The 26,123-nt window shown below is 56.1% G+C and carries 27 protein-coding genes; 16 read left to right on the top strand and 11 right to left on the bottom strand.

The window, feature by feature from the left end:
* Nucleotides 1-214: 214 nt before the first annotated feature.
* The gene (gene metJ / locus BJ885_RS22575) at nucleotides 215-532 is read left to right on the top strand and encodes a met regulon transcriptional regulator MetJ (RefSeq protein ID WP_015966498.1); all 318 of its coding nucleotides are present in this window, start codon (nucleotides 215-217) and stop codon (nucleotides 530-532) included.
* A 48-nt stretch (nucleotides 533-580) separates the two neighbouring features.
* On the opposite strand, the gene rpmE is transcribed toward metJ, so the two are convergent.
* Entirely contained in the window at nucleotides 581-793 is a 213-nt protein-coding gene (gene rpmE / locus BJ885_RS22570; RefSeq protein ID WP_003862040.1) for a 50S ribosomal protein L31, read from the bottom strand.
* A gap of 200 nt (nucleotides 794-993) precedes the next feature.
* On the opposite strand from rpmE, the gene priA reads away from it, so the two are divergent.
* The 7 genes from priA (at nucleotide 994) to rraA (ending at nucleotide 8,962) form a co-directional block, all read left to right on the top strand.
* Complete coding sequence (priA, locus tag BJ885_RS22565) at nucleotides 994-3,189, top strand: primosomal protein N' (protein ID WP_121932826.1); 2,196 nt, start codon at nucleotides 994-996, stop codon at nucleotides 3,187-3,189.
* A 119-nt stretch (nucleotides 3,190-3,308) separates the two neighbouring features.
* Nucleotides 3,309-4,334, top strand: coding sequence for a DNA-binding transcriptional regulator CytR (cytR, locus tag BJ885_RS22560; protein ID WP_023309683.1), 1,026 nt, complete (start codon nucleotides 3,309-3,311; stop codon nucleotides 4,332-4,334).
* 93 nt (nucleotides 4,335-4,427) lie between these two features.
* Nucleotides 4,428-5,426 (top strand): cell division protein FtsN, encoded by a 999-nt coding sequence (ftsN, locus tag BJ885_RS22555; RefSeq protein WP_047646961.1) that lies wholly within the window; start codon nucleotides 4,428-4,430, stop codon nucleotides 5,424-5,426.
* Nucleotides 5,427-5,520: 94 nt separating this feature from the next.
* Nucleotides 5,521-6,051 carry an ATP-dependent protease subunit HslV gene (hslV, locus tag BJ885_RS22550; protein WP_008501802.1) on the top strand — a complete coding sequence of 177 codons (531 nt, stop codon included), beginning with the start codon at nucleotides 5,521-5,523 and terminating at the stop codon, nucleotides 6,049-6,051.
* A 9-nt stretch (nucleotides 6,052-6,060) separates the two neighbouring features.
* Nucleotides 6,061-7,395, top strand: coding sequence for an HslU--HslV peptidase ATPase subunit (hslU, locus tag BJ885_RS22545; RefSeq protein ID WP_023309685.1), 1,335 nt, complete (start codon nucleotides 6,061-6,063; stop codon nucleotides 7,393-7,395).
* A gap of 68 nt (nucleotides 7,396-7,463) precedes the next feature.
* Nucleotides 7,464-8,384: a 1,4-dihydroxy-2-naphthoate polyprenyltransferase gene (gene menA / locus BJ885_RS22540; protein ID WP_023309686.1), complete on the top strand. Its 921-nt coding sequence runs from the start codon at nucleotides 7,464-7,466 to the stop codon at nucleotides 8,382-8,384.
* Nucleotides 8,385-8,476: 92 nt separating this feature from the next.
* On the top strand, nucleotides 8,477-8,962 hold the full coding sequence (gene rraA / locus BJ885_RS22535; protein WP_023309687.1) for a ribonuclease E activity regulator RraA: 486 nt from the start codon (nucleotides 8,477-8,479) through the stop codon (nucleotides 8,960-8,962).
* Between the two features lie 84 nt (nucleotides 8,963-9,046).
* On the opposite strand, the gene zapB is transcribed toward rraA, so the two are convergent.
* Nucleotides 9,047-9,286: a septal ring assembly protein ZapB gene (gene zapB / locus BJ885_RS22530; RefSeq protein ID WP_010436935.1), complete on the bottom strand. Its 240-nt coding sequence runs from the start codon at nucleotides 9,284-9,286 to the stop codon at nucleotides 9,047-9,049.
* A gap of 399 nt (nucleotides 9,287-9,685) precedes the next feature.
* On the opposite strand from zapB, the gene BJ885_RS22525 reads away from it, so the two are divergent.
* The 4 genes from BJ885_RS22525 (at nucleotide 9,686) to fpr (ending at nucleotide 14,043) form a co-directional block, all read left to right on the top strand.
* Entirely contained in the window at nucleotides 9,686-10,531 is an 846-nt protein-coding gene (locus BJ885_RS22525) for an MIP/aquaporin family protein (protein ID WP_014885705.1), read from the top strand.
* A gap of 21 nt (nucleotides 10,532-10,552) precedes the next feature.
* A complete protein-coding gene (gene glpK, locus BJ885_RS22520) occupies nucleotides 10,553-12,061 on the top strand; it encodes a glycerol kinase GlpK (protein ID WP_028018115.1) in 1,509 nt (502 codons plus the stop codon).
* A 128-nt stretch (nucleotides 12,062-12,189) separates the two neighbouring features.
* Nucleotides 12,190-13,200 (top strand): class II fructose-bisphosphatase, encoded by a 1,011-nt coding sequence (gene glpX, locus BJ885_RS22515; RefSeq protein ID WP_029739197.1) that lies wholly within the window; start codon nucleotides 12,190-12,192, stop codon nucleotides 13,198-13,200.
* 96 nt (nucleotides 13,201-13,296) lie between these two features.
* A complete protein-coding gene (fpr, locus tag BJ885_RS22510) occupies nucleotides 13,297-14,043 on the top strand; it encodes a ferredoxin--NADP(+) reductase (protein WP_029739198.1) in 747 nt (248 codons plus the stop codon).
* Here fpr and BJ885_RS22505 read toward each other — a convergent pair whose 3' ends face one another.
* The gene (locus BJ885_RS22505) at nucleotides 14,044-14,463 is read right to left on the bottom strand and encodes a DUF805 domain-containing protein (RefSeq protein ID WP_023293600.1); all 420 of its coding nucleotides are present in this window, start codon (nucleotides 14,461-14,463) and stop codon (nucleotides 14,044-14,046) included.
* A 112-nt stretch (nucleotides 14,464-14,575) separates the two neighbouring features.
* Between BJ885_RS22505 and BJ885_RS22500 the strand changes: the two genes are divergently transcribed.
* The gene (locus tag BJ885_RS22500; protein WP_023309692.1) at nucleotides 14,576-15,172 is read left to right on the top strand and encodes a DUF1454 family protein; all 597 of its coding nucleotides are present in this window, start codon (nucleotides 14,576-14,578) and stop codon (nucleotides 15,170-15,172) included.
* Nucleotides 15,173-15,283: 111 nt separating this feature from the next.
* Nucleotides 15,284-16,051, top strand: coding sequence for a triose-phosphate isomerase (gene tpiA / locus BJ885_RS22495; RefSeq protein ID WP_014172206.1), 768 nt, complete (start codon nucleotides 15,284-15,286; stop codon nucleotides 16,049-16,051).
* A 99-nt stretch (nucleotides 16,052-16,150) separates the two neighbouring features.
* On the opposite strand, the gene BJ885_RS22490 is transcribed toward tpiA, so the two are convergent.
* The 6 genes from BJ885_RS22490 to cpxP all read right to left on the bottom strand — a co-directional run bounded on the left by BJ885_RS22490 (nucleotide 16,151) and on the right by cpxP (nucleotide 22,291).
* Nucleotides 16,151-17,455, bottom strand: coding sequence for an SLC13 family permease (locus BJ885_RS22490; RefSeq protein WP_121932827.1), 1,305 nt, complete (start codon nucleotides 17,453-17,455; stop codon nucleotides 16,151-16,153).
* A gap of 73 nt (nucleotides 17,456-17,528) precedes the next feature.
* Complete coding sequence (locus BJ885_RS22485) at nucleotides 17,529-18,272, bottom strand: CDP-diacylglycerol diphosphatase (protein WP_121932841.1); 744 nt, start codon at nucleotides 18,270-18,272, stop codon at nucleotides 17,529-17,531.
* Nucleotides 18,273-18,379: 107 nt separating this feature from the next.
* Complete coding sequence (locus BJ885_RS22480; RefSeq protein WP_029741703.1) at nucleotides 18,380-19,369, bottom strand: sulfate ABC transporter substrate-binding protein; 990 nt, start codon at nucleotides 19,367-19,369, stop codon at nucleotides 18,380-18,382.
* 232 nt (nucleotides 19,370-19,601) lie between these two features.
* Nucleotides 19,602-20,564, bottom strand: coding sequence for a 6-phosphofructokinase (pfkA, locus tag BJ885_RS22475; protein ID WP_023309696.1), 963 nt, complete (start codon nucleotides 20,562-20,564; stop codon nucleotides 19,602-19,604).
* 174 nt (nucleotides 20,565-20,738) lie between these two features.
* On the bottom strand, nucleotides 20,739-21,632 hold the full coding sequence (fieF, locus tag BJ885_RS22470) for a CDF family cation-efflux transporter FieF (protein WP_023309697.1): 894 nt from the start codon (nucleotides 21,630-21,632) through the stop codon (nucleotides 20,739-20,741).
* A 152-nt stretch (nucleotides 21,633-21,784) separates the two neighbouring features.
* Nucleotides 21,785-22,291, bottom strand: a complete 507-nt coding sequence (cpxP, locus tag BJ885_RS22465) for a cell-envelope stress modulator CpxP (RefSeq protein ID WP_059347407.1) — start codon at nucleotides 22,289-22,291, stop codon at nucleotides 21,785-21,787.
* 150 nt (nucleotides 22,292-22,441) lie between these two features.
* Here cpxP and cpxR point away from each other — a divergent pair, with 150 nt between their 5' ends.
* Together cpxR and cpxA are read left to right on the top strand one after the other, a co-directional pair.
* Nucleotides 22,442-23,140 carry an envelope stress response regulator transcription factor CpxR gene (cpxR, locus tag BJ885_RS22460; RefSeq protein ID WP_006179159.1) on the top strand — a complete coding sequence of 233 codons (699 nt, stop codon included), beginning with the start codon at nucleotides 22,442-22,444 and terminating at the stop codon, nucleotides 23,138-23,140.
* Nucleotides 23,137-24,510, top strand: coding sequence for an envelope stress sensor histidine kinase CpxA (gene cpxA / locus BJ885_RS22455; RefSeq protein WP_023309731.1), 1,374 nt, complete (start codon nucleotides 23,137-23,139; stop codon nucleotides 24,508-24,510). Before cpxR ends, cpxA begins: the two co-directional genes overlap by 4 nt.
* 53 nt (nucleotides 24,511-24,563) lie before the next feature.
* On the opposite strand, the gene yiiM is transcribed toward cpxA, so the two are convergent.
* Together yiiM and sodA are read right to left on the bottom strand one after the other, a co-directional pair.
* Complete coding sequence (gene yiiM / locus BJ885_RS22450; protein ID WP_121932828.1) at nucleotides 24,564-25,238, bottom strand: 6-hydroxyaminopurine reductase; 675 nt, start codon at nucleotides 25,236-25,238, stop codon at nucleotides 24,564-24,566.
* 71 nt (nucleotides 25,239-25,309) lie between these two features.
* Nucleotides 25,310-25,930, bottom strand: a complete 621-nt coding sequence (sodA, locus tag BJ885_RS22445) for a superoxide dismutase [Mn] (RefSeq protein WP_121932829.1) — start codon at nucleotides 25,928-25,930, stop codon at nucleotides 25,310-25,312.
* Nucleotides 25,931-26,123 lie beyond the last annotated feature (193 nt).

Below are 26,123 nucleotides of genomic sequence, written 5' to 3'. Positions count from 1 at the left end.
GACGTCAATACATCTGGACATCTAAACTTCTTTGCGTATAGATTGAGCAATGCGCAAATAGCCGTTAAAATTATATGCTTTAGTGCACGCTGCAGCGGCAATATCCGTGCCACGGTATCGTCTCTACGGTAAACTAGACAAGATTGCGGTTCAAAACGGGTGGTTACAGGTTTTGCACCTTTAAATAAATGACTGAGAGGATTAAAGGTATCTCATGGCTGAATGGAGCGGCGAATATATCAGCCCATACGCTGAGCACGGTAAGAAGAGTGAGCAAGTAAAGAAAATTACGGTTTCCATTCCTCTGAAGGTGTTGAAGATCCTCACCGATGAACGTACGCGTCGTCAGGTGAATAACCTGCGCCACGCGACCAACAGCGAACTGCTGTGCGAAGCGTTTCTGCATGCGTTTACCGGTCAACCGTTGCCGAACGATGAAGATCTGCGCAAAGAGCGTAGTGATGAAATCCCGGAAGAGGCGAAGGTGATCATGCGTGAACTGGGTATTGACCCGGAGACGTGGGAATACTGAGAAGCGGATACAAAAAAGGCACCTTGCGGTGCCTTTTTTTCGGGAAACTTATTTAGCGCCCGGGATGCTGAAACGCTTGTTGAAGCGGTCAACACGGCCACCGGTTGCAACGTCACGCTGCTTACCAGTGTAGAACGGGTGGCATTTGCCGCACACGTCCAGGTTCAGATCGTGACCCACGGTAGAGCGGATCTGGATAGAGTTACCGCAAGAACAGTTTGCAGTAATCATTTCGTATTTCGGGTGAATATCTTTTTTCATGGGAGAACCTCAGTTAAGGCCGCGTCGCTCTTCCAGCCCTAACGCCAGACACCACGCGATGTTGATTGTAAGTTCTTTGGCGTAAAGTACACCAAAGGCGGCGAATCATACAGAATTTGACCAACGTATGCAAACTGATCCGCACGCCGCTTTTACTAATGTGTATACTAACGCGCCACTTTTCAAGTCAGGAAGATTCGATGCCCGTCGCTCACGTTGCCCTGCCCGTTCCGCTTCCCCGCACCTTTGACTACCTGCTGCCCGACAGCATGAGCGCCAAAGCGGGCTGCCGCGTGACCGTGCCGTTTGGCAAACAGCAGCGCGTGGGGATCGTCGTCTCCGTCAGCGATAAAAGCGAATTACCGCTTAACGAGCTGAAGTCGGTCGTTGAGGTGCTGGACAGCGAGCCGGTTTACTCTATCAGCACCTGGCGACTGCTGCTGTGGGCGGCGGATTATTATCATCACCCGATTGGCGACGTGCTGTTCCACGCCCTGCCAATCATGCTGCGCCAGGGCAAAAGCGCCAGCCATGCGCCGATGTGGTACTGGTTTGCCACCGAGCAGGGCCAGGCGGTGGATATCAACAGCCTGAAGCGATCGCAAAAACAGCAGCAGGCGCTGGCGGCGCTGCGTCAGGGAAAAATCTGGCGACATCAGGTCGACGAGCTTGAGGTCAGCGAAACGGCGCTACAGGCCTTAAGAAAGAAAGGGCTGAGCGAACTGGCCAGCGAAGCCCCCGCTCTTTACGACTGGCGGGAGAGTTTCTCTGTTTCAGGGGATCGCCTGCGTTTGAATACCGAGCAGGCCACCGCCGTGGGCGCGATTCATAGCGCCTCCGATCATTTCTCTGCCTGGCTGCTGGCGGGGGTCACCGGTTCCGGCAAGACCGAAGTCTACCTGAGCGTGCTGGAAAACGTGCTCGCGCAGGGCAAACAGGCGCTGGTGATGGTGCCGGAAATTGGCCTGACGCCGCAAACCATCGCCCGATTCCGCGAGCGCTTTAACGCGCCGGTTGAGGTGCTGCACTCCGGCCTGAACGACAGCGAACGCCTCAGCGCCTGGCTGAAAGCCAAAAACGGCGAAGCGGCGATTGTGATCGGCACCCGCTCGTCGCTGTTTACGCCTTTTAAAAATCTTGGCGTTATCGTGATCGACGAAGAGCACGACAGCTCCTATAAACAGCAGGAAGGCTGGCGCTATCACGCCCGCGATCTGGCGGTCTACCGCGCGCACAGCGAGCAAATTCCCATTATTCTCGGCTCCGCCACGCCTGCGCTCGAAACGCTGCACAACGTGCGCCAGCGTAAATACCATATGCTGCGCCTGACGCGTCGCGCGGGGAATGCCCGTCCGGCCATTCAGCACGTGCTGGATCTGAAAGGCCAGCAGGTTCAGGCCGGGCTCGCGCCTGCATTGATTACCCGCATGCGCCAGCACCTGCAGGCGGGGAACCAGGTCATTCTGTTCCTTAACCGACGCGGATTCGCCCCCGCCCTGCTGTGCCACGACTGCGGCTGGATTGCCGAGTGCCCGCGCTGCGACCACTACTATACCTTCCACCAGGCCCAGCGGCATTTGCGCTGCCACCACTGCGACAGCCAGCGCCCGGTGCCGCGCCAGTGCCCGTCGTGTGGCTCAACGCATATCGTGCCGGTCGGTCTGGGGACGGAACAGCTGGAACAGGCGCTTGGCCCCTTCTTCCCGGACGTGCCTATCTCTCGTATCGACCGGGACACCACCAGCCGCAAAGGGGCGCTGGAACAGCAGCTGGCGGAAGTGCATCGCGGTGGAGCACGCATTCTGATTGGCACCCAGATGCTGGCGAAAGGCCACCACTTCCCGGACGTCACGCTGGTTGCCCTGCTGGACGTAGACGGCGCGCTATTCTCGGCAGATTTCCGCTCAGCCGAGCGCTTCGCCCAGCTTTATACCCAGGTGGCAGGGCGTGCCGGTCGCGCCGGTAAACAGGGCGAAGTGGTGCTGCAAACGCACCATCCTGAGCACCCGCTGCTGCAAACCCTGCTGCATAAAGGCTATGACGCCTTTGCCGAGCAGGCGCTGGCCGAACGCCAGACCATGCAGCTGCCGCCGTGGACCAGCCACGTCATCATCCGCGCGGAAGATCACAACAACCAGCAGGCGCCGCTTTTCCTGCAGCAGCTGAGAAACCTCCTGCAGGCCAGCCCGCTGGTGGATAATCAGCTTTGGATTTTGGGCCCGGTTCCAGCGCTGGCCCCAAAACGCGGCGGACGTTTTCGCTGGCAAATTTTGCTCCAGCACCCCTCGCGCGTTCGTCTTCAGCACATCGTCAGCGGCACGCTGGCGCTCATCAACACGCTGCCGGAAGCGCGAAAAGTGAAGTGGGTACTGGACGTCGATCCTATCGAAGGCTGAAGACGGATCGAAAAATTTAACACTCCTCACACTTTTTATGAAAATTCTGTAACCGATTCCATTAACTATCTGTAAAAATGGTGATGTCAGAAGTTCGGTGTTCAGGCGAGGAGAAGACGTTGAAGTCCAGGAAAGAGGTTGCACCGGCGACCATGAAAGACGTTGCCCAGAAAGCACAAGTCTCTACGGCAACGGTATCCCGCGCATTAATGAACCCGGATAAAGTCTCCCAGGCGACCCGTAACCGGGTGGAGCAGGCTGCGCTTGAAGTGGGCTATTTCCCACAGGCGATGGGGCGTAACGTTAAACGCAATGAGTCGCGCACCATTCTGGTGATTGTGCCGGACATCTGTGACCCCTTCTTCAGCGAGATTATCCGCGGTATTGAAGTCACCGCTGCGGAACAGGGTTACCTGGTGCTGATTGGCGACTGTGCTCACCAGAACCAGCAGGAAAAAACCTTCATCGATCTCATTATCACCAAGCAGATCGACGGCATGCTGCTGCTTGGCTCTCGCCTGCCTTTTGATGCCAGCATTGAAGAGCAGCGTAATTTACCGCCGATGGTGATGGCCAACGAGTTTGCGCCAGAGCTGGAGCTGCCGACGGTCCACATTGATAACCTCACCGCCGCGTTCAACGCCGTAAACTATCTCCAGGAGCTGGGGCATAAGCGCATTGGCTGTATTGCCGGGCCGGAAGAGATGCCGCTGTGTCACTATCGCTTACAGGGCTACGTACAGGCGCTGCGCCGTACCGGCGTCACCGTCGATCCGCACTACATTGCGCGCGGAGACTTTACCTTCGCCGCGGGTGGACAAGCGCTGGAGAAACTTCTGGACCTGCCTGAACCGCCAACCGCCGTATTTTGTCACAGCGACGTGATGGCGCTGGGCGCATTATCGTACGCCAAACGCCGCGGCCTGCGGATACCGAAAGATTTATCGATCATCGGATTCGACAATATTTCGCTTTCAGAATTTTGCGATCCGCCGCTCTCAACGGTCGCTCAGCCGCGCTATCAAATTGGCCGCGAAGCGATGCTGCTTCTGCTGGATCAGCTTCACGGTCAAACAGTTAGCAGCGGCTCGCGGTTGCTGGACTGCGAACTGATTGTCCGAGGAACTACCCAGGCATTGACTTAAAGTAAACGTCTTTCGGATACCCTTATCTGGTCAAAGCCCCGCCGCTTAAGTAACATGGCGGACTGACGAACGAATAAATACAGCGAAACGATAGTGGCACAACGAGATTATGTACGTCGCGGCCAGCCGGCACCTTCGCGACGCAAAAAGAGTAGCTCAAGGAAAAAGCAACGTAACCTGCCTGCTGTCTCGCCAGCAATGGTCGCTATTGCTGCGGCTGTAGTCGTCGCCTTTATTGGTGGCCTGTACTTCATCACGCACCATAAAAAAGAAGAGTCTGAGGCGCTTCAGGCCAGTAAAGTTGCCGGAAATGGCCTTCCTCCGAAGCCTGAAGAGCGCTGGCGCTATATCAAAGAGCTGGAAAGCCGTCAGCCCGGGGTGCGTGCGCCAACCGAACCTTCTGCGGGTGGTGAAGTGCAGAATGCGAATCAGCTGACGGATGAACAGCGTCAGCTGCTGGCCCAAATGCAGGCCGATATGCGCCAGCAGCCTACGCAGCTGAACGAAGTACCGTGGAATGAGCAGACCCCGGCACAGCGCCAGCAAACGCTGCAGCGACGTCAGGCGCAACAGCAGATCCAGCAGCAGCAACAACAGCAGCAGTGGGCGCAAACCCAGCCGGTGCAGCAGCCGAAAGCACAGCCGCGGGTAACGGAACAGCCATACCAGCAGCAGACGCGTACGGCGCAGTCTCAGCCTGTCCAGCAGCAGCCGAAAACGCAGCCGCAGAAACAGGCGGCTCAGCCGTATCAGGATCTGCTCCAGACGCCAGCGCATACCACCGCGCAGCAGCCGAAAACGCAGCAGGCCGCGCCGGTCACCAAAGAGACCGAAGCGCCGAAGCAGACGGCTGAGAAAAAAGACGAGCGCCGCTGGATGGTGCAGTGCGGTTCGTTCAAAGGCGCAGAGCAGGCGGAAACGGTGCGCGCGCAGCTGGCCTTTGAAGGGTTTGATTCGCGTATTACCACCAATAACGGCTGGAATCGCGTGGTGATTGGTCCAGTCAAAGGCAAAGAAAATGCCGATGGCACCATTTCGCGGTTGAAAATCGCCGGTCACACAAACTGCATTCGACTCGCCTCCGGGGGTTGAACCCCCCAAAATCCCCCCCATCTATCATTTAATTCAGCCCTGGGCACAGGCTCAGGGCTTCTGTTTCCCGATTCTGTAACCAGGGGGTCTGCTCGTGACAACAATAGTAAGTGTACGCCGTAACGGCCATGTGGTAATCGCCGGTGATGGCCAGGCCACGCTGGGTAATACCGTCATGAAAGGCAACGTGAAAAAAGTGCGCCGTCTCTACAATGACAAAGTGATCGCCGGTTTTGCAGGCGGCACGGCGGACGCCTTCACGCTGTTTGAACTGTTTGAACGCAAACTGGAAATGCACCAGGGTCATCTGGTGAAAGCTGCCGTTGAGCTGGCGAAAGACTGGCGTACCGACCGCATGCTGCGCAAGCTCGAAGCGCTGCTGGCCGTAGCCGATGAAACCGCCTCGCTGATCATCACCGGTAACGGCGACGTCATTCAGCCGGAAAATGATCTGATTGCCATCGGCTCTGGCGGCCCTTATGCCCAGGCTGCAGCCCGCGCGCTGTTGGAGAATACCGACATGAACGCGCGTGATATCGCGGTGAAGGCGTTGGATATTGCAGGTGATATCTGCATTTATACCAACCACAACCACACCATCGAAGAATTGACCTCCAAAGCGTAAGGATCTCCCATGTCTGAAATGACCCCACGCGAAATTGTCAGCGAACTGAACAAACACATTATCGGCCAGGATAACGCCAAGCGTTCCGTGGCTATCGCCCTGCGTAACCGCTGGCGTCGTATGCAGCTTGACGAAGAGCTGCGCCACGAAGTGACGCCGAAAAACATTCTGATGATCGGCCCGACCGGCGTCGGTAAAACCGAAATCGCCCGTCGTCTGGCGAAGCTGGCTAACGCGCCGTTCATTAAAGTTGAAGCCACCAAGTTCACCGAAGTGGGCTATGTGGGTAAAGAAGTTGACTCCATCATCCGCGATCTGACCGACTCGGCGATCAAGATGGTGCGCGTCCAGGCGATCGAGAAAAACCGCTACCGCGCGGAAGAGATGGCGGAAGAGCGCATTCTCGACGTGCTGATCCCACCGGCAAAAAACAACTGGGGCCAGGCAGAACAGCAGGCGGAACCGTCCGCTGCGCGTCAGGCGTTCCGCAAGAAGCTGCGTGAAGGCCAGCTGGACGACAAAGAGATTGAGATCGATCTCGCTGCCGCGCCAATGGGTGTAGAAATCATGGCGCCTCCGGGCATGGAAGAGATGACCAGCCAGCTGCAGTCCATGTTCCAGAACCTGGGCGGCCAGAAGCAGAAAGCGCGTAAGCTGAAAATCAAAGACGCGATGAAGCTGCTGATTGAAGAAGAAGCGGCGAAGCTGGTAAACCCGGAAGAGCTGAAGCAGGACGCTATCGACGCGGTTGAGCAGCACGGCATCGTGTTTATCGACGAAATCGACAAAATTTGTAAGCGCGGCGGCAACAGCTCCGGCCCGGATGTATCCCGCGAAGGCGTTCAGCGCGACCTGCTGCCGCTGGTTGAAGGCTGCACCGTCTCCACCAAGCACGGCATGGTGAAAACGGACCACATCCTGTTTATCGCTTCCGGTGCGTTCCAGGTTGCCAGCCCGTCGGATCTGATCCCGGAACTGCAGGGGCGTCTGCCTATCCGCGTTGAGCTGCAGGCGCTGACCACCGAAGATTTCGAACGTATCCTGACCGAGCCAAACGCCTCTGCTACCGTACAGTACAAAGCGCTGATGGCGACCGAAGGCGTGAACCTCGAGTTCACCGAAGACGGTATCAAGCGTATTGCCCAGGCCGCATGGCAGGTCAACGAAACCACCGAGAACATCGGTGCGCGTCGCCTGCATACCGTGCTGGAACGCCTGGTTGAAGATATCTCTTACGACGCGAGCGACCTTAACGGTCAAACCGTTACCATTGACGCAGAATATGTGAGTAAACATCTGGATGCGTTAGTGGCAGATGAAGATCTGAGCCGTTTTATCCTATAATCGCGGTTACTGGATTCTCATCACGTTTAATGGGGGCTAATGCCCCCATTTTTATTGGCTAAATACTTATGACTGACATCAGCCGTACTCAGGCGTGGCTCGAAAGTCTGCGCCCTAAAACGCTTCCTCTGGCCTTTGCCGCAATTATCGTCGGCACCGCCCTTGCCTGGTGGCAGGGTTATTTTGATCCGCTGGTCGCCGCGCTGGCATTGATTACCGCCGGCCTGCTGCAAATTCTCTCCAATCTCGCCAACGACTACGGCGACGCGGTAAAAGGCAGCGACAAGCCGGACCGCATAGGACCACTGCGCGGGATGCAGAAAGGGGTGATTACCCAGGCGCAGATGAAACGCGCGCTGATTATCACCGTAGCGCTGATCTGCGTATCCGGCCTGGCGCTGGTGACGGTGGCGTCTAAGACCACCAGCGATTTCATTGGCTTCCTGGTGCTGGGTTTACTGGCTATTATCGCGGCCATCACCTACACCGTCGGCACGCGTCCTTACGGTTATATTGGACTCGGGGATATCTCCGTACTGGTGTTCTTCGGCTGGCTGAGCGTGATGGGAAGCTGGTACCTGCAGGCGCATACGGTGATCCCTGCCCTGTTCCTGCCCGCAACCGCCTGCGGCCTGCTGGCGACGGCGGTGCTCAACATCAACAACCTGCGCGACATCGACAGCGATCGCGAGAACGGCAAAAATACCCTGGCGGTTCGTCTGGGGCCGGTCAATGCGCGCCGCTATCACGCCTGTCTGCTCATTGGCGCGCTGGTTTGCCTGGCGCTGTTTAACCTGATTTCCTTGCAGAGCCTGTGGGGCTGGCTGTTTGTGCTTGCCGCGCCGCTGCTGATTAAGCAGGCCCGCTTTGTGATGCGTGAACTCAGCCCGTCCGCCATGCCGCCAATGCTGGAGCGCACGGTAAAAGGCGCGCTGCTGACTAACCTGTTGTTCGTCATCGGGATTGTTTTAAGCCAGACGCTGCGTTAGCTGACAAATATCAATTAACAATTGATGATTTTGCCAACAACGCATTTCGCACGATATACTGAACACATTCGCAGCAACTGAGCGTTAAACCTATGAAATACGATACCTCCGAGCTCTGTGACATCTACCAGGAAGATGTCAACGTCGTTGAACCGCTGTTCTCCAACTTTGGTGGGAGGTCGTCGTTTGGCGGTCAAATCGTCACGGTGAAATGTTTCGAGGACAACGGGTTGCTGTACGATCTGCTCGAACAGAATGGCCGCGGCCGCGTTCTTGTGGTAGACGGCGGCGGTTCCGTGCGCCGTGCATTAATTGATGCTGAACTGGCCGGCATTGCCGTTCAGAATGAGTGGGAAGGCCTTGTGGTGTACGGTTCCGTGCGTCAGGTGGACGATCTGGAAGACCTGGATATCGGGATTCAGGCCATCGCGGCCATACCGGTAGGGGCGGCAGGTGACGGCATCGGCGAAAGCGACGTGCGCGTCAATTTCGGCGGCGTGACCTTCTTCTCCGGGGACCATCTCTACGCCGATAATACCGGCATTATCCTTTCCGAAGACCCGCTGGATATCGAGTAGTAAAAAGTCAGCGAGAACCATAAAAAAAGCCGGGTGGCGGCGACGCCTTACCCGGCTTATTTCATCTGTATTTCCCGAGAGAAATTAGACTTCTTCCATACGTCCCAGCAGCGCCTGCAGGCGATCCTGCCAGCCGTTCTGCTGTTCGCGCAGCTGGTTGTTTTCGCGCTCCAGCTCTTCGCGGCCGTGCTGAGCGTTCTGAACTTCCTGCGCCAGGCTGTTGTTCTTCTCTTTCAGCTCTTCAATTTCCATCTGCAGCAGGGTGATGGTGTCAATCGCCTGCTGTACTTTCGATTCCAGTTTCTCAAACACTTCTAAAGACATGATGCTACCTCTCCTGAATTGCAAGGCGACGCTTTAACATAAACGCGCACGACATATACCGTCGATTGTATGGAGCGCGGCGCTCTGTGTCCAGCGACACACCGCGCAGATCGCGGTTTGCAACACTTTTAGGTCTGGTCCTGGTGTGTTCGCGTCATATACCCCTAAATTGTTAACTGATTCGTTAATGAAATGATTCAGCTCACATTCCTGTACTGATGCAAAAATGTGCTTTATGGCGCGAAAACGCTCATTTTATTGACGCAGACCACACATTTTGATTTCGATATTTCTCGTTTTTGCTCGTTAACGATAAATTAACACTATGTCTACAGGGCATCGTGGCTGTCACGGGCGGCCATGCTAACAATAAACATCAATTTCTTCAGGATTCCGATTATGAGTCAGACATCAACCTTAAAAGGCCAGTGCATTGCCGAGTTCCTTGGTACCGGGTTGTTGATATTCTTCGGAGTGGGCTGTGTTGCTGCACTGAAAGTGGCGGGTGCCAGTTTTGGTCAGTGGGAAATCAGTATCATCTGGGGTCTGGGCGTGGCGATGGCCATCTACCTGACTGCAGGGGTTTCTGGTGCACATCTTAACCCGGCGGTGACAATCGCACTGTGGCTGTTCGCGTGCTTCGACGGACGCAAAGTAGTTCCTTTCATTCTTTCTCAGTTTGCCGGCGCGTTTTGCGCAGCGGCGTTAGTTTACGGGCTTTATTATAATCTTTTCATCGACTTCGAACAGACGCATCATATGGTACGCGGCAGCGTCGAAAGTCTGGATCTGGCAGGCATCTTCTCAACCTACCCTAACCCGCATATCAATTTTGTGCAGGCGTTCGCAGTTGAAATGGTGATTACCGCTATTCTGATGGGCGTTATCCTGGCGCTGACCGACGACGGAAACGGCATTCCGCGCGGCCCGCTGGCACCCCTGCTGATTGGTTTGCTGATTGCGGTGATTGGCGCATCCATGGGCCCGCTGACCGGCTTCGCGATGAACCCGGCACGTGATATCGGCCCAAAAGCCTTCGCCTTTATCGCTGGCTGGGGCGACGTGGCCTTCACCGGCGGCAAAGACATTCCTTACTTCCTGGTACCGCTGTTTGCGCCGGTTGTCGGGGCTGCGCTGGGTGCGTTTAGCTACCGCAAATTAATTGGTCGCCACTTACCGTGCGACACCTGTGTGGAAGAGGAGAAGGAAACGACTTCTACCGCACAACAAAAAGCTTCGCTGTAATCTGACTACGGGACACATACCATGACCGAAAAAAAATATATCGTTGCGCTCGACCAGGGCACTACCAGCTCCCGCGCTGTCGTAATGGATCATGACGCGAACATCGTCAGCGTGTCACAGCGCGAATTTGAGCAAATTTATCCTCGTCCAGGCTGGGTAGAACACGACCCGATGGAGATTTGGGCATCGCAAAGCTCCACGCTGGTTGAAGTGCTGGCGAAAGCCGATATCAGTTCCGACGAGATTGCCGCGATTGGTATTACCAACCAGCGTGAAACGACGATTGTCTGGGAACGTGAAACTGGTAAGCCTATTTACAACGCTATCGTCTGGCAGTGCCGCCGTACATCAGAGATCTGCGAACAGCTGAAGCGCGACGGTATGGAAGAGTACGTGCGCAGCGCCACCGGTCTGGTGGTTGACCCGTATTTCTCCGGCACCAAAGTGAAATGGATCCTCGACCACGTAGAAGGTTCACGCGAGCGTGCTAAACGCGGCGAGCTGCTGTTCGGTACCGTCGATACCTGGCTTATCTGGAAGATGACCCAGGGACGCGTTCACGTCACCGACTACACCAACGCCTCGCGTACCATGCTGTTCAACATCAACACCCTGGAGTGGGATGACAAGATGCTGGACGCGCTGGACATTCCGCGCGCGATGCTGCCTGAGGTGCGTAAGTCTTCAGAAGTGTACGGTCAGACTAACATCGGCGGTAAAGGCGGCACCCGTATTCCTATCGCCGGTATCGCCGGTGACCAGCAGGCGGCGCTGTTCGGCCAGCTGTGCGTCAAGGAAGGGATGGCGAAGAACACCTACGGTACCGGCTGCTTTATGCTGATGAACACCGGCGAGAAAGCGGTGAAATCAGAAAACGGCCTGCTGACCACCATCGCCTGCGGCCCGCGCGGCGAAGTGAACTATGCGCTGGAAGGTGCGGTGTTCATGGCGGGTGCATCCATTCAGTGGCTGCGCGACGAGATGAAGCTGATCAGCGATGCGTTCGACTCCGAGTACTTCGCGACCAAAGTGAAAGACACCAACGGCGTGTACGTGGTGCCTGCGTTCACCGGTCTGGGCGCACCGTACTGGGATCCGTATGCACGCGGGGCGATTTTCGGCCTGACGCGCGGTGTGAACTCTAACCACATTATTCGCGCTACTCTCGAATCCATCGCCTACCAGACGCGCGACGTGCTGGAAGCGATGCAGGCTGACTCCGGCATTCGTCTGCACGCCCTGCGCGTGGACGGCGGTGCGGTAGCGAATAACTTCCTGATGCAGTTCCAGTCCGACATTCTCGGCACCCGCGTTGAGCGCCCTGAAGTGCGTGAAGTTACGGCGCTGGGCGCGGCGTACCTTGCCGGTCTGGCGGTAGGCTTCTGGCAGAACTTGGACGAGCTGCAGGAAAAAGCGGTTATCGAACGCGAGTTCCGTCCGGGCATCGAAACCACCGAGCGTAACTTCCGCTACAGCGGCTGGAAAAAAGCGGTGAAACGCGCCCTGGCGTGGGAAGATCACGAAGAGTAAGACAGACTCACCCCTCACCCCGGCCCTCTCCCCAAAGGGGAGAGGGTTAGGGTGAGGGGAGTACAGACCGCACCTTACCCACTCTGTGATAAACTTCGTGCAATTCCTTTTGATTGCACGAGTACCTCATGAAACGTGAACTTGCTATCGAGTTTTCCCGCGTCACCGAAGCGGCCGCCCTTGCAGGCTATAAATGGCTGGGTCGTGGCGACAAAAATACCGCAGACGGCGCAGCCGTCCATGCCATGCGCATTGTGCTTAACCAGGTCAACATTGACGGCACCATCGTGATCGGCGAAGGCGAGATCGACGAAGCGCCGATGCTCTATATCGGTGAAAAAGTCGGTACCGGCAAAGGCGATGCCGTAGATATCGCGGTAGACCCGATCGAAGGCACCCGTATGACGGCAATGGGTCAGGCCAATGCGTTAGCGGTGATGGCCGTGGGCGATAAGGGCTGCTTCCTCAACGCGCCGGATATGTACATGGAAAAGCTGATTGTCGGTCCTGGCGCGAAGGGCGCAATCGACCTTAGCCTGCCGCTGGAAGAGAACCTGCACAACATAGCCAAAGCCCTGGGCAAACCCCTTAGCGAACTTACCGTGACGATTCTGGCGAAACCGCGCCACGACGCCACCATCGCGCAGATGCAAAAGCTCGGCGTGCGCGTGTTTGCCATCCCTGACGGTGACGTTGCCGCCTCGATCCTGACCTGCATGCCGGACAGCGAAGTCGACGTGCTGTACGGCATCGGCGGCGCGCCGGAAGGTGTGGTCTCCGCGGCAGTGATCCGCGCGCTGGATGGCGATATGCAGGCCCGTCTGCTGCCCCGCCATGAGGTGAAAGGCGATAATGAAGAGAACCGCCGTATCGGGGAAAACGAGCTTGCGCGCTGCGAAGCGATGGGCATCGAGGCCAATAAAGTGCTGGCTCTGGACGAGATGGCGCGTAGCGATAACGTTGTCTTCTCGGCGACCGGCATCACCAAAGGCGATCTGCTGGACGGCATCACCCGCAAGGGTAATATGGCCACCACTGAAACGCTGCTGATCCGCGGTAAATCACGCACCATTCGGCGCATCCAGTCTATCCACTATCTCGACCGCAAAGACCCGGACGTGCAGACGCACATTCTGTAAAACCGTTTGATCGATAGAGCTTTCCGGCCCTGACGGGCTGGAAATTGTCACCACAAGTACGGAAGATAGAACAGAGAAACAGCACAGGAGAAGATCATGGCGGACTGGGTAACAGGTAAAGTCACAAAGGTACAGTTCTGGACCGATGCGCTATTTAGTCTCACCGTACATGCTCCCGTTCACCCGTTTAAAGCCGGGCAATTTGCGAAGCTGGGGCTGGACGTCGACGGCGAGCGCGTGCAGCGCGCCTACTCTTACGTTAACGCGCCTGATAACCCGGATCTCGAGTTCTATCTGGTCACCGTTCCTGACGGTAAGCTCAGCCCGCGCCTTGCCGCCCTAAAGCCCGGCGACGAGGTGCAAATTGTGAGTGAAGCGGCAGGCTTCTTTGTGCTTGAAGAGATCCCTGACTGCGACACGCTCTGGATGCTGGCAACCGGCACGGCCATCGGCCCTTATCTCTCTATTTTGCAGTACGGCAAAGACCTGGAGCGCTTTAAAAACATCGTGCTGGTGCACGCTGCGCGCTACGCCGCAGACCTGAGCTATTTGCCGCAAATGCAGGCGCTTGAACAGCAGTACGGCGGGAAGTTAAAGATTCAGACGGTGGTCAGCCGTGAAACCGTAGCAGGAGCGCTTACCGGTCGCGTGCCGGCGTTAATTGAGAGTGGCGCCCTGGAAGACGCGGTGGGTTTGCCGCTGAACGCTGAAACCAGCCACGTCATGCTGTGCGGCAACCCGCAGATGGTTCGTGACACGCAGCAGCTTCTGAAGGATACCCGGCAGATGACGAAACACCTTCGTCGCCGACCGGGCCATATGACCGCCGAACACTACTGGTGATCAGCGGTATTTCACCTCAACGGTGTCTTTACCGTATTTATTTTCGCTCTGGGTGCCAATAAACGCGCCCAGATCGACAATCATCATCACGAAGATGACCGACGGCAGCAGCCTGCCCACGACCCACGGCAGGATGGACGGAAGCATCGCCCAGTTTCCCGCCACCAGCATCCACGCCAGAATAATCAGAAATGCCCACGCGCCGGAACGTCCGCGATCGTGCAGCCGTTTTACGACAACCGCCGCCGTTGGCCATAGCAGACAGACCAGCGCGAAGGCCGCCGTTTGCGTGCTCAGCCAGGCGTTGTAAGCAACGAAAAACAGAAGCAGCATGGCGACAACCCACGTCACCATCCAGATCCAGAAATCACGGCGTCCAATACGCCCTTTGAATGAAAACAGCCACTGCTGTATGGTCATGTAAGGTTCCTTATTATCGTATAGCGCGCATTTTACCCTGGAGTTGTGACCTTTTGACAAGCCGACCAGATATCGTTTTAATCATGAGCACTTACGGCCAGGGGCAATGTTGATGAAAAGTTCGGCACGTTCTCTTTTCCTGTGTTTAGCGCTGCTCAGCGCGGGTTATCCCCTGCACGCCGCCGAAACCACTGCCCCGACCACAGCACCGTATCTGCTGGCGGGCGCGCCGTCCTTCGATCAGTCCATCAGCCAGTTTCGTGAAACCTTCAATCAGACCAACCCCACGCTGCCGCTGGATGAGTTTCGCGCCATTGATGGCTCACGCGATACCCCCACACTGACCCGTGCGGCAAGCAAGATAAATGAGAATTTGTATGCATCTACGGCGCTGGAGCGCGGTACGTTAAAAATCAAAAGCATGCAAATCACCTGGCTGCCGATACAGGGGCCAGAGCAGAAAGCTGCGAAGGCGAAAGCGCTGGAGTACATGAGCGCGGTACTGCAGGCCTTTACCCCTGCGCTGACGAAAAAGCAAAGTCAGCAAAAGCTGCAAAAACTCCTTACCGCCGGGAAAAACAAGCGTTACTACGCTGATACTGAAGGCGCGATCCGCTATGTTGTGGCGGACAACGGCGAAAAAGGACTGACCTTCGCTGTTGAACCGATTAAGCTGGCACTATCTGACACCCTCGGCGGGGCGAATTAATGACAAAAAGCAAAGCCTTTCGAGGGAAAATCTCTATACTGATTCACAGACCATGCTGCCCGACAGGGTGGCCATATTCCTTAATTCGCTTATTTAGCGTGGAGAATTGAAATGCGACATCCTTTAGTGATGGGTAACTGGAAACTGAACGGCAGCCGCCACATGGTAAACGAGCTGGTTGCGAACCTGCGTAAAGAGCTGGCTGGCGTGACGGGCTGCGCGGTTGCTATCGCTCCGCCGGATATGTACCTGGATCTGGCTAAACACGCCGCTGACGGCAGCCACATCATCCTGGGTGCGCAGAACGTTGACGTTAACCTGTCTGGCGCGTTCACCGGTGAAACCTCCGCTGAAATGCTGAAAGATATCGGCGCGAAATACATCATCATCGGCCACTCCGAGCGTCGCACCTATCACAAAGAATCCGATGAGTTCATCGCGAAGAAATTCGCCGTGCTGAAAGAGCAGGGTCTGATCCCGGTTCTGTGCATCGGTGAAACCGAAGCGGAAAACGAAGCGGGCAAAACCGAAGAAGTGTGCGCACGTCAGATCGACGCAGTGCTGAAAACTCAGGGCGCGGCAGCGTTCGAAGGCGCGGTAATCGCATACGAGCCAGTCTGGGCGATCGGTACCGGCAAATCTGCAACCCCTGCGCAGGCTCAGGCGGTTCACAAATTCATTCGTGACCACATTGCTAAAGCCGACGCGAAGGTCGCTGAGCAAGTGATTATTCAGTACGGCGGTTCCGTAAACGCCTCCAACGCTGCTGAGCTGTTCACCCAGCCAGACATCGATGGCGCGCTGGTTGGCGGTGCATCCCTGAAAGCTGACGCTTTCGCGGTGATCGTTAAGGCAGCAGAAGCGGCTAAACAGGCGTAATTGCCTTTGCGGCGGGTGGCGCTTGCGCTTACCCGCCGCTCTTCTCCTCCCTCTCCCTTTGGGAGAGGGTTGGGGTGAAGGGAAACCGCTCGCACCGAACTACACTTTCCCCAGCAAACTAAACCACAGATAATTCAGCGGCAGCAGCACCAGATAGGTTGCTATCGCCAGCGCCAGACAGAGCACCATCCCCGCCCTTGCAGGCACCTTTCCTAACCCCATCGCCACCACAATCGGAGACGCCTGATACGGCAGCAGCGGCGTGGAATAGCCCAGCACCTGAATCATGATCACCGACAGCAGCGGGAAACCGGTCGCGTCCGAAAAACTCTGCGCCAGCGTGGTGTACAGCGCCGGCACGCCGTTGGCGGTCATAATGAAGTTGAGCGCGGTGGTAATACCGGTCAGCGCCAGGAAACTGGTGAACGGTCTGTCTGCATCCAGCGGCATAATGCGTAGCAACGCCTCACCTACTGCCGTTCCGATACCGGTTTGCGTCACCACGATCGCAAGCCCAAGAATACCCGCGACGTAAATACAGGTGCGCATGTTCACGCCCGCTGAAAATTCTTCCCCGGTGATAAAGCCAACGCGCGGCAGCATGACGACGATCGACGCCGCCAGCCCCGTCCACGCCGGCCCCACGCCGTGCCAGCTCTCCGTCACCCACATCCCCAGCACCACCGCCAGCAGCCAGGCGAGACGCTTTTCATCCCGCCCCATAGGCTCAGACGGCGCCTGTTCCTTCGGCGGTTTCGGGCTACCGGGAAATAGCCAGCAGATCAGGCCAATCAGGATCAGGCCTTTGAGAATACCGAGCACCGGCGTGTGCAGCAGCAGATACGGGACATAGTTCAGATGGATACCGTACGAACCTTCCGCCGCACCGCTCATTACCAGATTGGGGACGTTTGCAGGCAGGATCGTCGCCGAAAGCTGGAAAGTCCCGAACCCCACCGCCAGCGCCAGCCCATACCAGGCGCGGGAGCCGTCGGCGATACCGCCGCGTTTTGCCATCGCCGCGACAATCGGCATCAGCAGCGCAATACGCCCCATGTTCGACGGCATCACAAACGCCAGCGCATAGCTCAGCAGCACCACGCTCGCCACCATCAACACCCAGGAGTCGGTGAGCTTTGACGACAGCGCCCGGGCGGCCCTGTCCGCCAGTCCGGTTTTACGGATCGCCACGCCGAGCACAAAGCCGCTGAAGACCAGCCAGAAAGCCGACGAGGCAAAACCGCCGAAGATGACCTCTGGCGGGGCGATTCTGGCGGTCATCGCCGCCGTGAAGAACAGCAGCGCGGTGATAAATTCCGGCAATAGCGACGTCGCCCACAGCACGATGGTGACGCCAACGATCAGTGAGGGCAGCAGCAGAGGATGCGTTAACCAGAGCGACATACCTGTCTCCTGTAGAATTTTTCAGCAAGTCTACGGTGACAGGCAGCCCGAGTAAACGCGATTTATGGTGGGGTTACTTCAGGATAGTGCATTGATGATCCTGCAGTTCCTCCGCAGACGCGCGGTTAAGCGTGAGCAGGTTACGCTCGGTCGCCAGCAAAACAAAAGAGCCGTCCGACTGCTGCGCCATCGCCAGGGCAAAGCGCCCCATATGGTCGCGCGCTTCCGGCAGCTCTTCAGCCAGCATCATAAACGGGCTGCGCTGGACCAGTTCATTCTCCGTCACGCGGCGAGCAAGATACTCATGTCCTTCCAGCCCCCCAGGAAGAGGCAGCCACTGGGTGCTGATTTCTCCCTGTGCCGCGTTGAGCTTCTCGCGCACGTCCGGGCGCAGGCAGGAGATATGAATATGAAAGTGGTTCTGCGTGCGCCCTGTCGGGGAGTTAATCGTCAGCGAAATGGCGCTGTCAGGCACCTCGGATCCACGCTTCAGGGTCATAAAGCTGCGCGACTGCCACGCCAGCCAGAAAAAGTTCGGCGTATGAGCGTCGGTCAATAGCGGGCTCTCGGTGCCGTTGATGCGATATGTCGGCATCAACAGGTATTGCAGCGGCCCGTTGCGATCTTTAAATACCACATAGCCTGCATCCGTTTTCACCTGCGCGCAGGGTGCCGGGTTACGGTTCTGGATCTGATTCGGCACACACTGGTCGAGAACGATATGGCGCAACGCATTCGGATTACCCGCCTTCATCCAGTACACGCCGCCAGCGGCAAGGGCGATGACAATGAGGATCAATAAGATAATTTTTTTCACAACGCGTTCCCTGTTTTCAATAGAGGCAAAAGAGTAACGCAAAATGATGACCAAATAAAAAACCCGGCGGATTTCTCACGCCGGGTTACCGTGTCATTGGCTAATGGTTAGCGCTGGCTGATCTGGTCGAAAGTGCCACCGTTAGAGAAGTGCTCTTTCTGCGCTTTGGTCCAACCGCCGAACTCGTCATCGATGGTGAAGAGTTTCAGTTTAGGGAATACGCTTTCGTATTTTTTCGCAACGGCCGGATCGCGTGGACGATAGAAGTTTTTCGCCGCAATTTCCTGGCCTTCTGGCGAGTACAGATACTTCAGATAGGCTTCCGCCACCGCTTTGGTATCTTTTTTCTCAACCACTTTGTCGACCACGGAAACAGTCGGCTCGGCAAGAATAGACTCGCTTGGGGTCACAATCTCGAACTTGTCTTTTCCCAGCTCGTTGGTGGCCAGCAGGGCTTCGTTTTCCCATGCGATCAGCACGTCGCCAATCCCGCGCTCGACGAAGGTGTTGGTGGCGCCACGCGCGCCGGAGTCCAGCACCTCAACGTTTTTATACAGCGCCTTCACGAATTCCTGCGCTTTGGCCTGGTCGCCATTGTTGTGGTGCAGTGCATAACCCCACGCGCCCAGGTAGTTCCAGCGAGCGCCGCCGGAGCTTTTCGGGTTCGGGGTAATTACAGAAACGCCCGGTTTTATCAGGTCGTTCCAGTCTTTAATTTGTTTCGGGTTTCCTTTACGCACCAGGAAGACGATGGTCGAGGTGTAGGGCGCGGAGTTATCCGGCAGGCGTTTGATCCAGTTTTTGTCGATGCGGCCACGCTCGGCGATAGCGTCGACATCGTAGGCCAGCGCCAGGGTCACCACGTCGGCTTCAATCCCGTTGATGACGGAGGTCGCCTGCTTACCAGAACCACCGTGAGACTGGCGAACCACCACGTTGTCGCCGGTTTCCTGCTTCCAGTGTGCCGCGAACGCTTTGTTGTATTGCTCGTACAGTTCACGCGTCGGGTCGTATGACACGTTCAGTAACTGGATATCCTTAGCCAGAACGCTGGTCGATGCCAGCAATAATGTTAAACCCACGCCCCATTTATTCATCGCCCAGCTCTCTTGTGTAGTGTTTTGATGAATGCAGCGTGCCAGAAAGCGAATCGCGGATTAAAGAATAAAAAAAGATTGGCTATAACTTAGTGGAATAAAAGAAGTGGATGAGCGGCCTGATGCCCTCACCCCAACCCTCTCCCACGGGAGAGGGAGCAACCATAAAAAAACGGTAACCCTTGGGTTACCGTTTTGCATTTACCTTGCCGCCACCGGGCAACAGAGCCGATCAGTACAGTTTTTTCGCGCAGTCCAGCCAGTCACCTTTGAACGGACGCTTCATGTTTTCAATCGCGTCGATGATGTCATGGTGAACCAGTTTTTCGTTCTGAATACCGACGCAGCGGCCGCCGTGACCCTGCAGCAGCAGATCGATAGCGTACGCGCCCATACGGGACGCCAGAATACGGTCGTAAGGGCCTGGGGAGCCGCCGCGCTGGATGTGGCCCAGTACGGTCGCGCGGGTTTCGCGTTTGGTTTCGGCTTCGATGTACTTCGCCAGCTCGTCAACGTCGCAGATGTGCTCTGTAATAGCCACGATCGCGTGTTTTTTACCCTTCGCGATGCCCGCTTTGATTTCAGCCACCAGATCTTCACGGCTAAATTCGACTTCTGGCACGACGATAAATTCGCAACCGCCCGCAATGGCTGCCGCCAGCGTCAGGTCGCCGCAGTAACGGCCCATTACTTCAACGATAGAGATACGCTGGTGAGAAGACGAGGTGTCACGCAGACGGTCAATCGCTTCAACAACGGTTCCCAGTGCAGTAAAGAAGCCGATAGTGTAGTCAGTACCTTTGATGTCGTTGTCGATGGTGCCCGGCAGACCGATGCACGGGAAGCCCATTTCGGTCAGACGTTTTGCACCCATGTAGGAGCCGTCACCGCCGATAACCACCAGGGCGTCCAGACCGCGTTTCTTCATGTTTTCGATAGCCACTTCACGAACGTGTTCATCACGGAATTCCGGGAAGCGCGCGGAACCGAGGAAAGTGCCGCCACGGTTGATCATGTCAGACACGCTGTAACGGTCGAGCTGAACCATACGATCTTCATACAGGCCCAGATAACCGTCATAAACGCCAAAAACTTCCAGGCCTTCCGTCAGCGCTGCACGGACAACACCACGAATTGCCGCGTTCATGCCCGGCGCATCACCGCCGCTTGTCAACACACCGATTTTCTTAATCATGACTACCTCTGAACTTAGGAATGCAAAATTGAAATCTGTTGCCGGAAGAAACTTATCGACCAACGAATACTGCAAATAGTATATCAATCCCTTCCAGCTGAATTGATTCAGGTCAGACCAAACGGCGGTAATTTATACACAAAATGCTGGCCTGGCTCACTTTTTTACAACGAATTACGAAAGCCCAACATGACCGGGTACAACCGAGCAGGGATCCTGGTGAATGATGACGTCTGAACCAGGAAAACGCTGCAAAATCGCCTGCTCGACCTGCTCAGCAATAACGTGAGCCTGAACCAGTGGCAGGTTGTCTTCCATTTCAATATGAATCTGAATAAAGCGGGTCGGCCCTGACTGCCGCGTTCGAAGATCGTGTGCACCGCTGACGCCGGGCCAGGAGGTCACGATAGAAAAAATTTCATTACGTTCTGAGTCCGGGAGGGCGCGGTCAAGCAGTGATTGCACCGCTTCATACCCCATCCGCAGGGCGCTATATAAAATATAGATACCAATCCCTAACGCAAATAACGCATCGGCGCGATGCCAGCCATACCAGGCCAGACCGAGCGCAATAAGAATAGCCCCATTCATCATAACATCAGATTGATAATGAAGCATATCCGCCCGTACAGCCTGACTTTGCGTTTTGCGAACAACCCAGCGCTGGAACGTTACCAGAACAAGTGTGCATATAAGGGCAACGATCGTCACAACTACGCCCACGCCGGGATCGTTCATCGGTGTCGGCGAAACGAGATGCTGAATGCCGGTTAAAAACAGGAACAGCGCAGAGCCGGAAATGAACATACTTTGCGCCAGCGCGGCCAGCGACTCCGCTTTGCCGTGCCCAAATGTGTGCTCTTCATCCGCTGGCTGCAGCGAGTAACGCACCACCAGCAGGTTGGTCAACGAGGCGGCAATGTCCATCAGCGAGTCCACCAGCGCCGCCAGAATACTGACCGAGCCGGTGTACCACCAGGCAAAGATTTTAATCAGCAACAGGCTGGAGGCCATGACGGTCGCCGCAATGGCGGCCCGGCTTACCAGTCTTCCATAGGATTGATTCATAAACGCTCCTGTCATGTCATGCCGCTAGTATAACGGAAGCATGGGGAGTCTAAGGATGAATAAACGGTTAACAGCGCGGATGCGGGGCAAAAAAAACCCCCACATCATGTGGGGGAAGACAGGGATGGTGTCTATGGCAAGGAAAACAGGGTTTACTGGTTACTACGGGTACTGCTATTGCTACTGAAAAACGTCGTTTCTGAGCTTCGCTGCATCCGTGCAACCTCACGCAGCTGGTCCATTCGCTGCTGATGTTTCGTATTCAAAACCGCTTGCTGCTCGGGCGTTAGCAGGTGGAACATCTGGTTGCGGACCTTCGCCAACTCTACCTGGCGGGCAACCTGTTCTTGTGCCATTTTTTCGGCCTGAGCGCGTACAGCGCTTTCGTCAAAATTTTCTGCGGTGACAAGGCGATGCATTGTCTCCATTTCGCTAACATTAACAGGGGGCTGGTCGTGTCGTGCCCTCTGCATCAGATCTCGCATCTGTTGACGCTGATGTTCGGTTAAACTTATGCCGTCAAACATATGGCTTTGGCTGCTGTTCTGCGTTGCACCCTCTTGTAAGGGACTGTTATCGCTGATGATAGCTTCAGCAGCCTGGCTAAACGCACTGAACGCCAGCGTTGAGGCCATGACGGCAGCGGTAACTTTGCGCATCACTTGCTCCCAAAATCTTTCGTGTCGCGATTCAACGAGAGACAGTCTACGATTCAGGCTGCAAACATGCGTCAGGGGGTGTAAAACAACGTAAAGTCATGGATTAGACAGCCTTGATGTCGTAATTTCTGCCTCGGAGGTATTTAAACAATGAATAAAATCCTGTTAGTTGATGATGACCGAGAGCTCACATCCCTTTTAAAGGAGTTGCTCGACATGGAAGGTTTCAACGTCCTGGTTGCCCATGATGGCGAGCAGGCGCTGAGTCTCCTTGACGACAGCATCGATTTACTTTTGCTCGACGTGATGATGCCGAAGAAAAACGGTATTGATACGTTGAAAGAGCTTCGCCAGACACACCAGACTCCCGTAATCATGCTGACCGCGCGCGGCAGCGAACTTGACCGCGTACTCGGCCTTGAGCTGGGCGCGGATGACTATTTACCCAAGCCGTTTAACGACCGTGAACTGGTTGCCCGTATTCGCGCTATCCTGCGTCGTTCCCACTGGAGCGAGCAGCAGCAAAATACCGACAACAGCTCACCCACCCTTGAAGTCGACTCCCTGAGCCTGAACCCGGGCCGTCAGGAAGCAAGCTTTGATGGCCAGACGCTGGAACTGACCGGCACGGAGTTCACCCTGCTGTATCTGCTGGCGCAGCACCTCGGCCAGGTGGTTTCGCGTGAACATCTAAGCCAGGAAGTGCTGGGCAAACGCCTCACCCCGTTTGACCGCGCCATCGACATGCACATCTCTAACCTGCGCCGTAAGCTGCCGGAGCGTAAAGACGGTCACCCATGGTTTAAAACCCTGCGTGGTCGCGGTTATCTGATGGTTTCTGCTTCATGATAGGAAGCTTAACCGCCCGCATCTTCGCCATCTTCTGGCTGACGCTGGCACTGGTTTTAATGCTCGTACTGATGTTGCCAAAACTCGACTCACGCCAGATGACGGAGCTTCTCGACAGCGAGCAACGTCAGGGCGTGATGATCGAGCAGCACGTGGAAGCCGAGCTGGCAAACGATCCGCCGAACGATTTAATGTGGTGGCGCAGGCTGTTTCGCGCTATCGACAAGTGGGCGCCGCCCGGACAACGCCTGCTGCTAGTGACCAGCGAAGGCCGCGTGATTGGGGCCGATCGCAATGAAATGCAGATTATCCGCAACTTCATTGGCCAGGCGGATAACGCCGATCATCCCCAGAAGAAGAAATATGGCCGCGTAGAAATGGTGGGGCCTTTCTCCGTCAGGGACGGAGAGGATAATTATCAGCTCTACCTGATCCGTCCGGCGAGCAACTCCCAGTCTGATTTTATCAACCTGCTGTTTGACCGCCCTCTCCTGCTGCTGATTGTCACCATGCTGGTCAGCTCGCCGCTGCTGTTATGGCTGGCGTGGAGCCTGGCAAAACCGGCGCGCAAGCTGAAAAATGCCGCCGATGAAGTGGCGCAGGGTAACCTGCGACAGCACCCTGAACTGGAAGCAGGTCCGCAGGAGTTCCTTGCCGCCGGAACCAGTTTTAACCAGATGGTGAGCGCGCTCGACCGCATGATGACCGCACAGCAACGTCTGTTGTCGGATATCTCGCACGAGCTGCGTACCCCGCTTACGCGCTTGCAGCTTGGCACCGCGCTGCTGCGCCGCCGCAGCGGTGAGAGCAAAGAGCTGGAGCGTATTGAAACGGAAGCGCACCGCCTGGACAGCATGATCAACGACCTGCTGGTCATGTCGCGCAATCAGCAGAAAAACGCGCTGGTAAGCGAAACGGTGAAAGCCAATCACCTGTGGCACGAGGTGCTGGACAACGCGGCGTTCGAAGCGGAACAGATGGGTAAATCCTTCACCGTCAACTTCCCGCCGGGCCCGTGGCCGCTGTACGGTAACCCCAACACGCTGGAAAGCGCGCTGGAGAACATCGTGCGTAACGCCCTTCGCTACTCGCATACGAAGATTGAGGTGGCGTTCTCGGTGGATAAAGACGGGATCACCGTCATTGTCGATGATGACGGCCCAGGCGTGAGCCCGGAAGACCGCGAGCAGATTTTCCGTCCGTTCTATCGTACCGATGAGGCGCGCGACCGGGAATCGGGCGGTACGGGACTGGGTCTGGCGATTGTTGAAACCGCCATGCAGCAGCACCGTGGCTGGGTGAAAGCCGACGACAGCCCGCTGGGTGGACTACGGTTAACGCTCTGGCTACCGTTGTATAAGCGTTCGTAGCTGTTAGTGCCGGGTGGCGGCTTCGCCTTACCCGGCCTACTTTCTGCGGAGGACTACTTCCCCCACAATCTCCGCGAATTATCCTCGATCCTGCTGCTTAAACGCCGCTTCTGCATCGTTCTTGTCCAGCTGGTCGATAACCCCGCCGCCGACAGCAGATGGTGATACTGCTCGTCATCAAACGGCATATGCCAGGCAATGGCGCAGGCGTCATAAACAGACACATCGCTCAGGCGCGACGCCAGTTCAAGCGGCGCGTCCGCTGAAACCTGTCCCGCCAGCACCACGCGATACAGCCAGCCGGTTTTACCCGCTTTTTGCAGCTGGGCAGACATATCCTGAATGCCGAAATGGTAGTTGAGCTTGAAGCACGGCGAGCGTGGCTGCGTCACCTGAATCAGAGCATCGCCCCAGCGGTAGATATCACCAATAAACACGTTCTTTTCGGTGAGCCCTTCGGTGGAGAGATTCTCGCCAAACGCGGGGGCAACAAAGAGGTCCGCCTGCTCGGGAAACTCGGTTTTCCAGTGCTGATAGTGTTCACGCGGGTAGTGGCACAGCGCGCGATCGGGCCCGCCGTGGATTTTCTTTTCGGCCTGCTCGTCACCCGCAAGCCCGAGGTCGGTTAACGTCAACTCACCGTCGACCTGAATTTTGGCGATGGCACTCGGGCGGCTGCCGTCGTACTCCCTTACCTTGCCTGTAAACACGTTCACCGGGTAATGCATTGCTGCCTCCATTACGCAGATACAAAAAAAGCGAGTCATAAGACTCGCTTCTCACAGGCGTCTATGCAACCTTATTTTTTAGCGGCGAAACGTGCTGCTGCTTCGTCCCAGTTCACCACGTCCCAGAAGGCTTTGATGTAGTCCGGACGACGGTTCTGGAATTTCAGGTAGTAAGCGTGTTCCCAAACGTCCAGACCCAGGATTGGGAAGCCGGATGCGCCAGAAATTGCTTCACCCATCAGCGGGGAGTCCTGGTTAGCAGTAGAAACCACCGCCAGCTTGTCGCCTTTCAGAACCAGCCACGCCCAGCCAGAGCCGAAACGGGTTGCAGCGGCTTTTTCGAATTCCGCTTTGAAGTTGTCAACGGAACCGAAGTCGCGCTCGATAGCCGCTTTCAGGTCGCCCTGAAGGGTGGTACCGGTCTTCAGGCCTTTCCAGAACAGGCTGTGGTTAGCGTGGCCGCCAGCGTTGTTACGCAGAACGGTTTTCTTGTCCGCTGGCAGCTGGTCCAGCCTGGTGATCAGCTCTTCAGCAGACAGGTTAGCGAACTCTGGCAGGCTTTCCAGCGCGGCGTTCGCGTTGTTCACATAGGTCTGGTGGTGTTTAGTGTGATGGATTTCCATCGTCTGCTTGTCGAAATGCGGTTCCAGTGCGTCGTAGGCATACGGCAGGGATGGCAGTGTATAACTCATAATCCTCTCCATTATTGTCGGGCGGCACAGCTGTTAATGCCGCGTAAGCAGTTGGTTCATTATAGTTAATTAAATGATATTGAAAATGATTATCAATGCCGTAGTTTTTATAAGGTTATTCGCATTCTGACAAAAGCCGAAATGGGTAATTCACTCAGGAGGTTAACGGAAGATGCTGCCGCGATGATGGCAG

This window comes from Enterobacter sp. WP_7_1 (genome assembly GCF_003688535.1).
GTDB lineage: Bacteria > Pseudomonadota > Gammaproteobacteria > Enterobacterales > Enterobacteriaceae > Enterobacter > Enterobacter asburiae.
This window is presented reverse-complemented; position numbering and strand designations above follow the sequence as displayed.

Coding starts and splice junctions, on each gene's coding strand:
- menA (WP_023309686.1), top strand. CDS start 7,464: ATGACTGACATCAGCCGTACTCAGGCGTGGCTCGAAAGTCTGCGCCCT.
- priA (WP_121932826.1), top strand. CDS start 994: ATGCCCGTCGCTCACGTTGCCCTGCCCGTTCCGCTTCCCCGCACCTTT.
- BJ885_RS22525 (WP_014885705.1), top strand. CDS start 9,686: ATGAGTCAGACATCAACCTTAAAAGGCCAGTGCATTGCCGAGTTCCTT.
- cpxR (WP_006179159.1), top strand. CDS start 22,442: ATGAATAAAATCCTGTTAGTTGATGATGACCGAGAGCTCACATCCCTT.
- BJ885_RS22505 (WP_023293600.1), bottom strand. CDS start 14,463: ATGACCATACAGCAGTGGCTGTTTTCATTCAAAGGGCGTATTGGACGC.
- BJ885_RS22480 (WP_029741703.1), bottom strand. CDS start 19,369: ATGAATAAATGGGGCGTGGGTTTAACATTATTGCTGGCATCGACCAGC.
- BJ885_RS22490 (WP_121932827.1), bottom strand. CDS start 17,455: ATGTCGCTCTGGTTAACGCATCCTCTGCTGCTGCCCTCACTGATCGTT.
- fpr (WP_029739198.1), top strand. CDS start 13,297: ATGGCGGACTGGGTAACAGGTAAAGTCACAAAGGTACAGTTCTGGACC.
- BJ885_RS22500 (WP_023309692.1), top strand. CDS start 14,576: ATGAAAAGTTCGGCACGTTCTCTTTTCCTGTGTTTAGCGCTGCTCAGC.
- glpK (WP_028018115.1), top strand. CDS start 10,553: ATGACCGAAAAAAAATATATCGTTGCGCTCGACCAGGGCACTACCAGC.
- tpiA (WP_014172206.1), top strand. CDS start 15,284: ATGCGACATCCTTTAGTGATGGGTAACTGGAAACTGAACGGCAGCCGC.
- zapB (WP_010436935.1), bottom strand. CDS start 9,286: ATGTCTTTAGAAGTGTTTGAGAAACTGGAATCGAAAGTACAGCAGGCG.
- fieF (WP_023309697.1), bottom strand. CDS start 21,632: ATGAATCAATCCTATGGAAGACTGGTAAGCCGGGCCGCCATTGCGGCG.
- rpmE (WP_003862040.1), bottom strand. CDS start 793: ATGAAAAAAGATATTCACCCGAAATACGAAATGATTACTGCAAACTGT.
- cpxA (WP_023309731.1), top strand. CDS start 23,137: ATGATAGGAAGCTTAACCGCCCGCATCTTCGCCATCTTCTGGCTGACG.
- yiiM (WP_121932828.1), bottom strand. CDS start 25,238: ATGCATTACCCGGTGAACGTGTTTACAGGCAAGGTAAGGGAGTACGAC.
- hslU (WP_023309685.1), top strand. CDS start 6,061: ATGTCTGAAATGACCCCACGCGAAATTGTCAGCGAACTGAACAAACAC.
- metJ (WP_015966498.1), top strand. CDS start 215: ATGGCTGAATGGAGCGGCGAATATATCAGCCCATACGCTGAGCACGGT.
- rraA (WP_023309687.1), top strand. CDS start 8,477: ATGAAATACGATACCTCCGAGCTCTGTGACATCTACCAGGAAGATGTC.
- pfkA (WP_023309696.1), bottom strand. CDS start 20,564: ATGATTAAGAAAATCGGTGTGTTGACAAGCGGCGGTGATGCGCCGGGC.
- sodA (WP_121932829.1), bottom strand. CDS start 25,930: ATGAGTTATACACTGCCATCCCTGCCGTATGCCTACGACGCACTGGAA.
- glpX (WP_029739197.1), top strand. CDS start 12,190: ATGAAACGTGAACTTGCTATCGAGTTTTCCCGCGTCACCGAAGCGGCC.
- cpxP (WP_059347407.1), bottom strand. CDS start 22,291: ATGCGCAAAGTTACCGCTGCCGTCATGGCCTCAACGCTGGCGTTCAGT.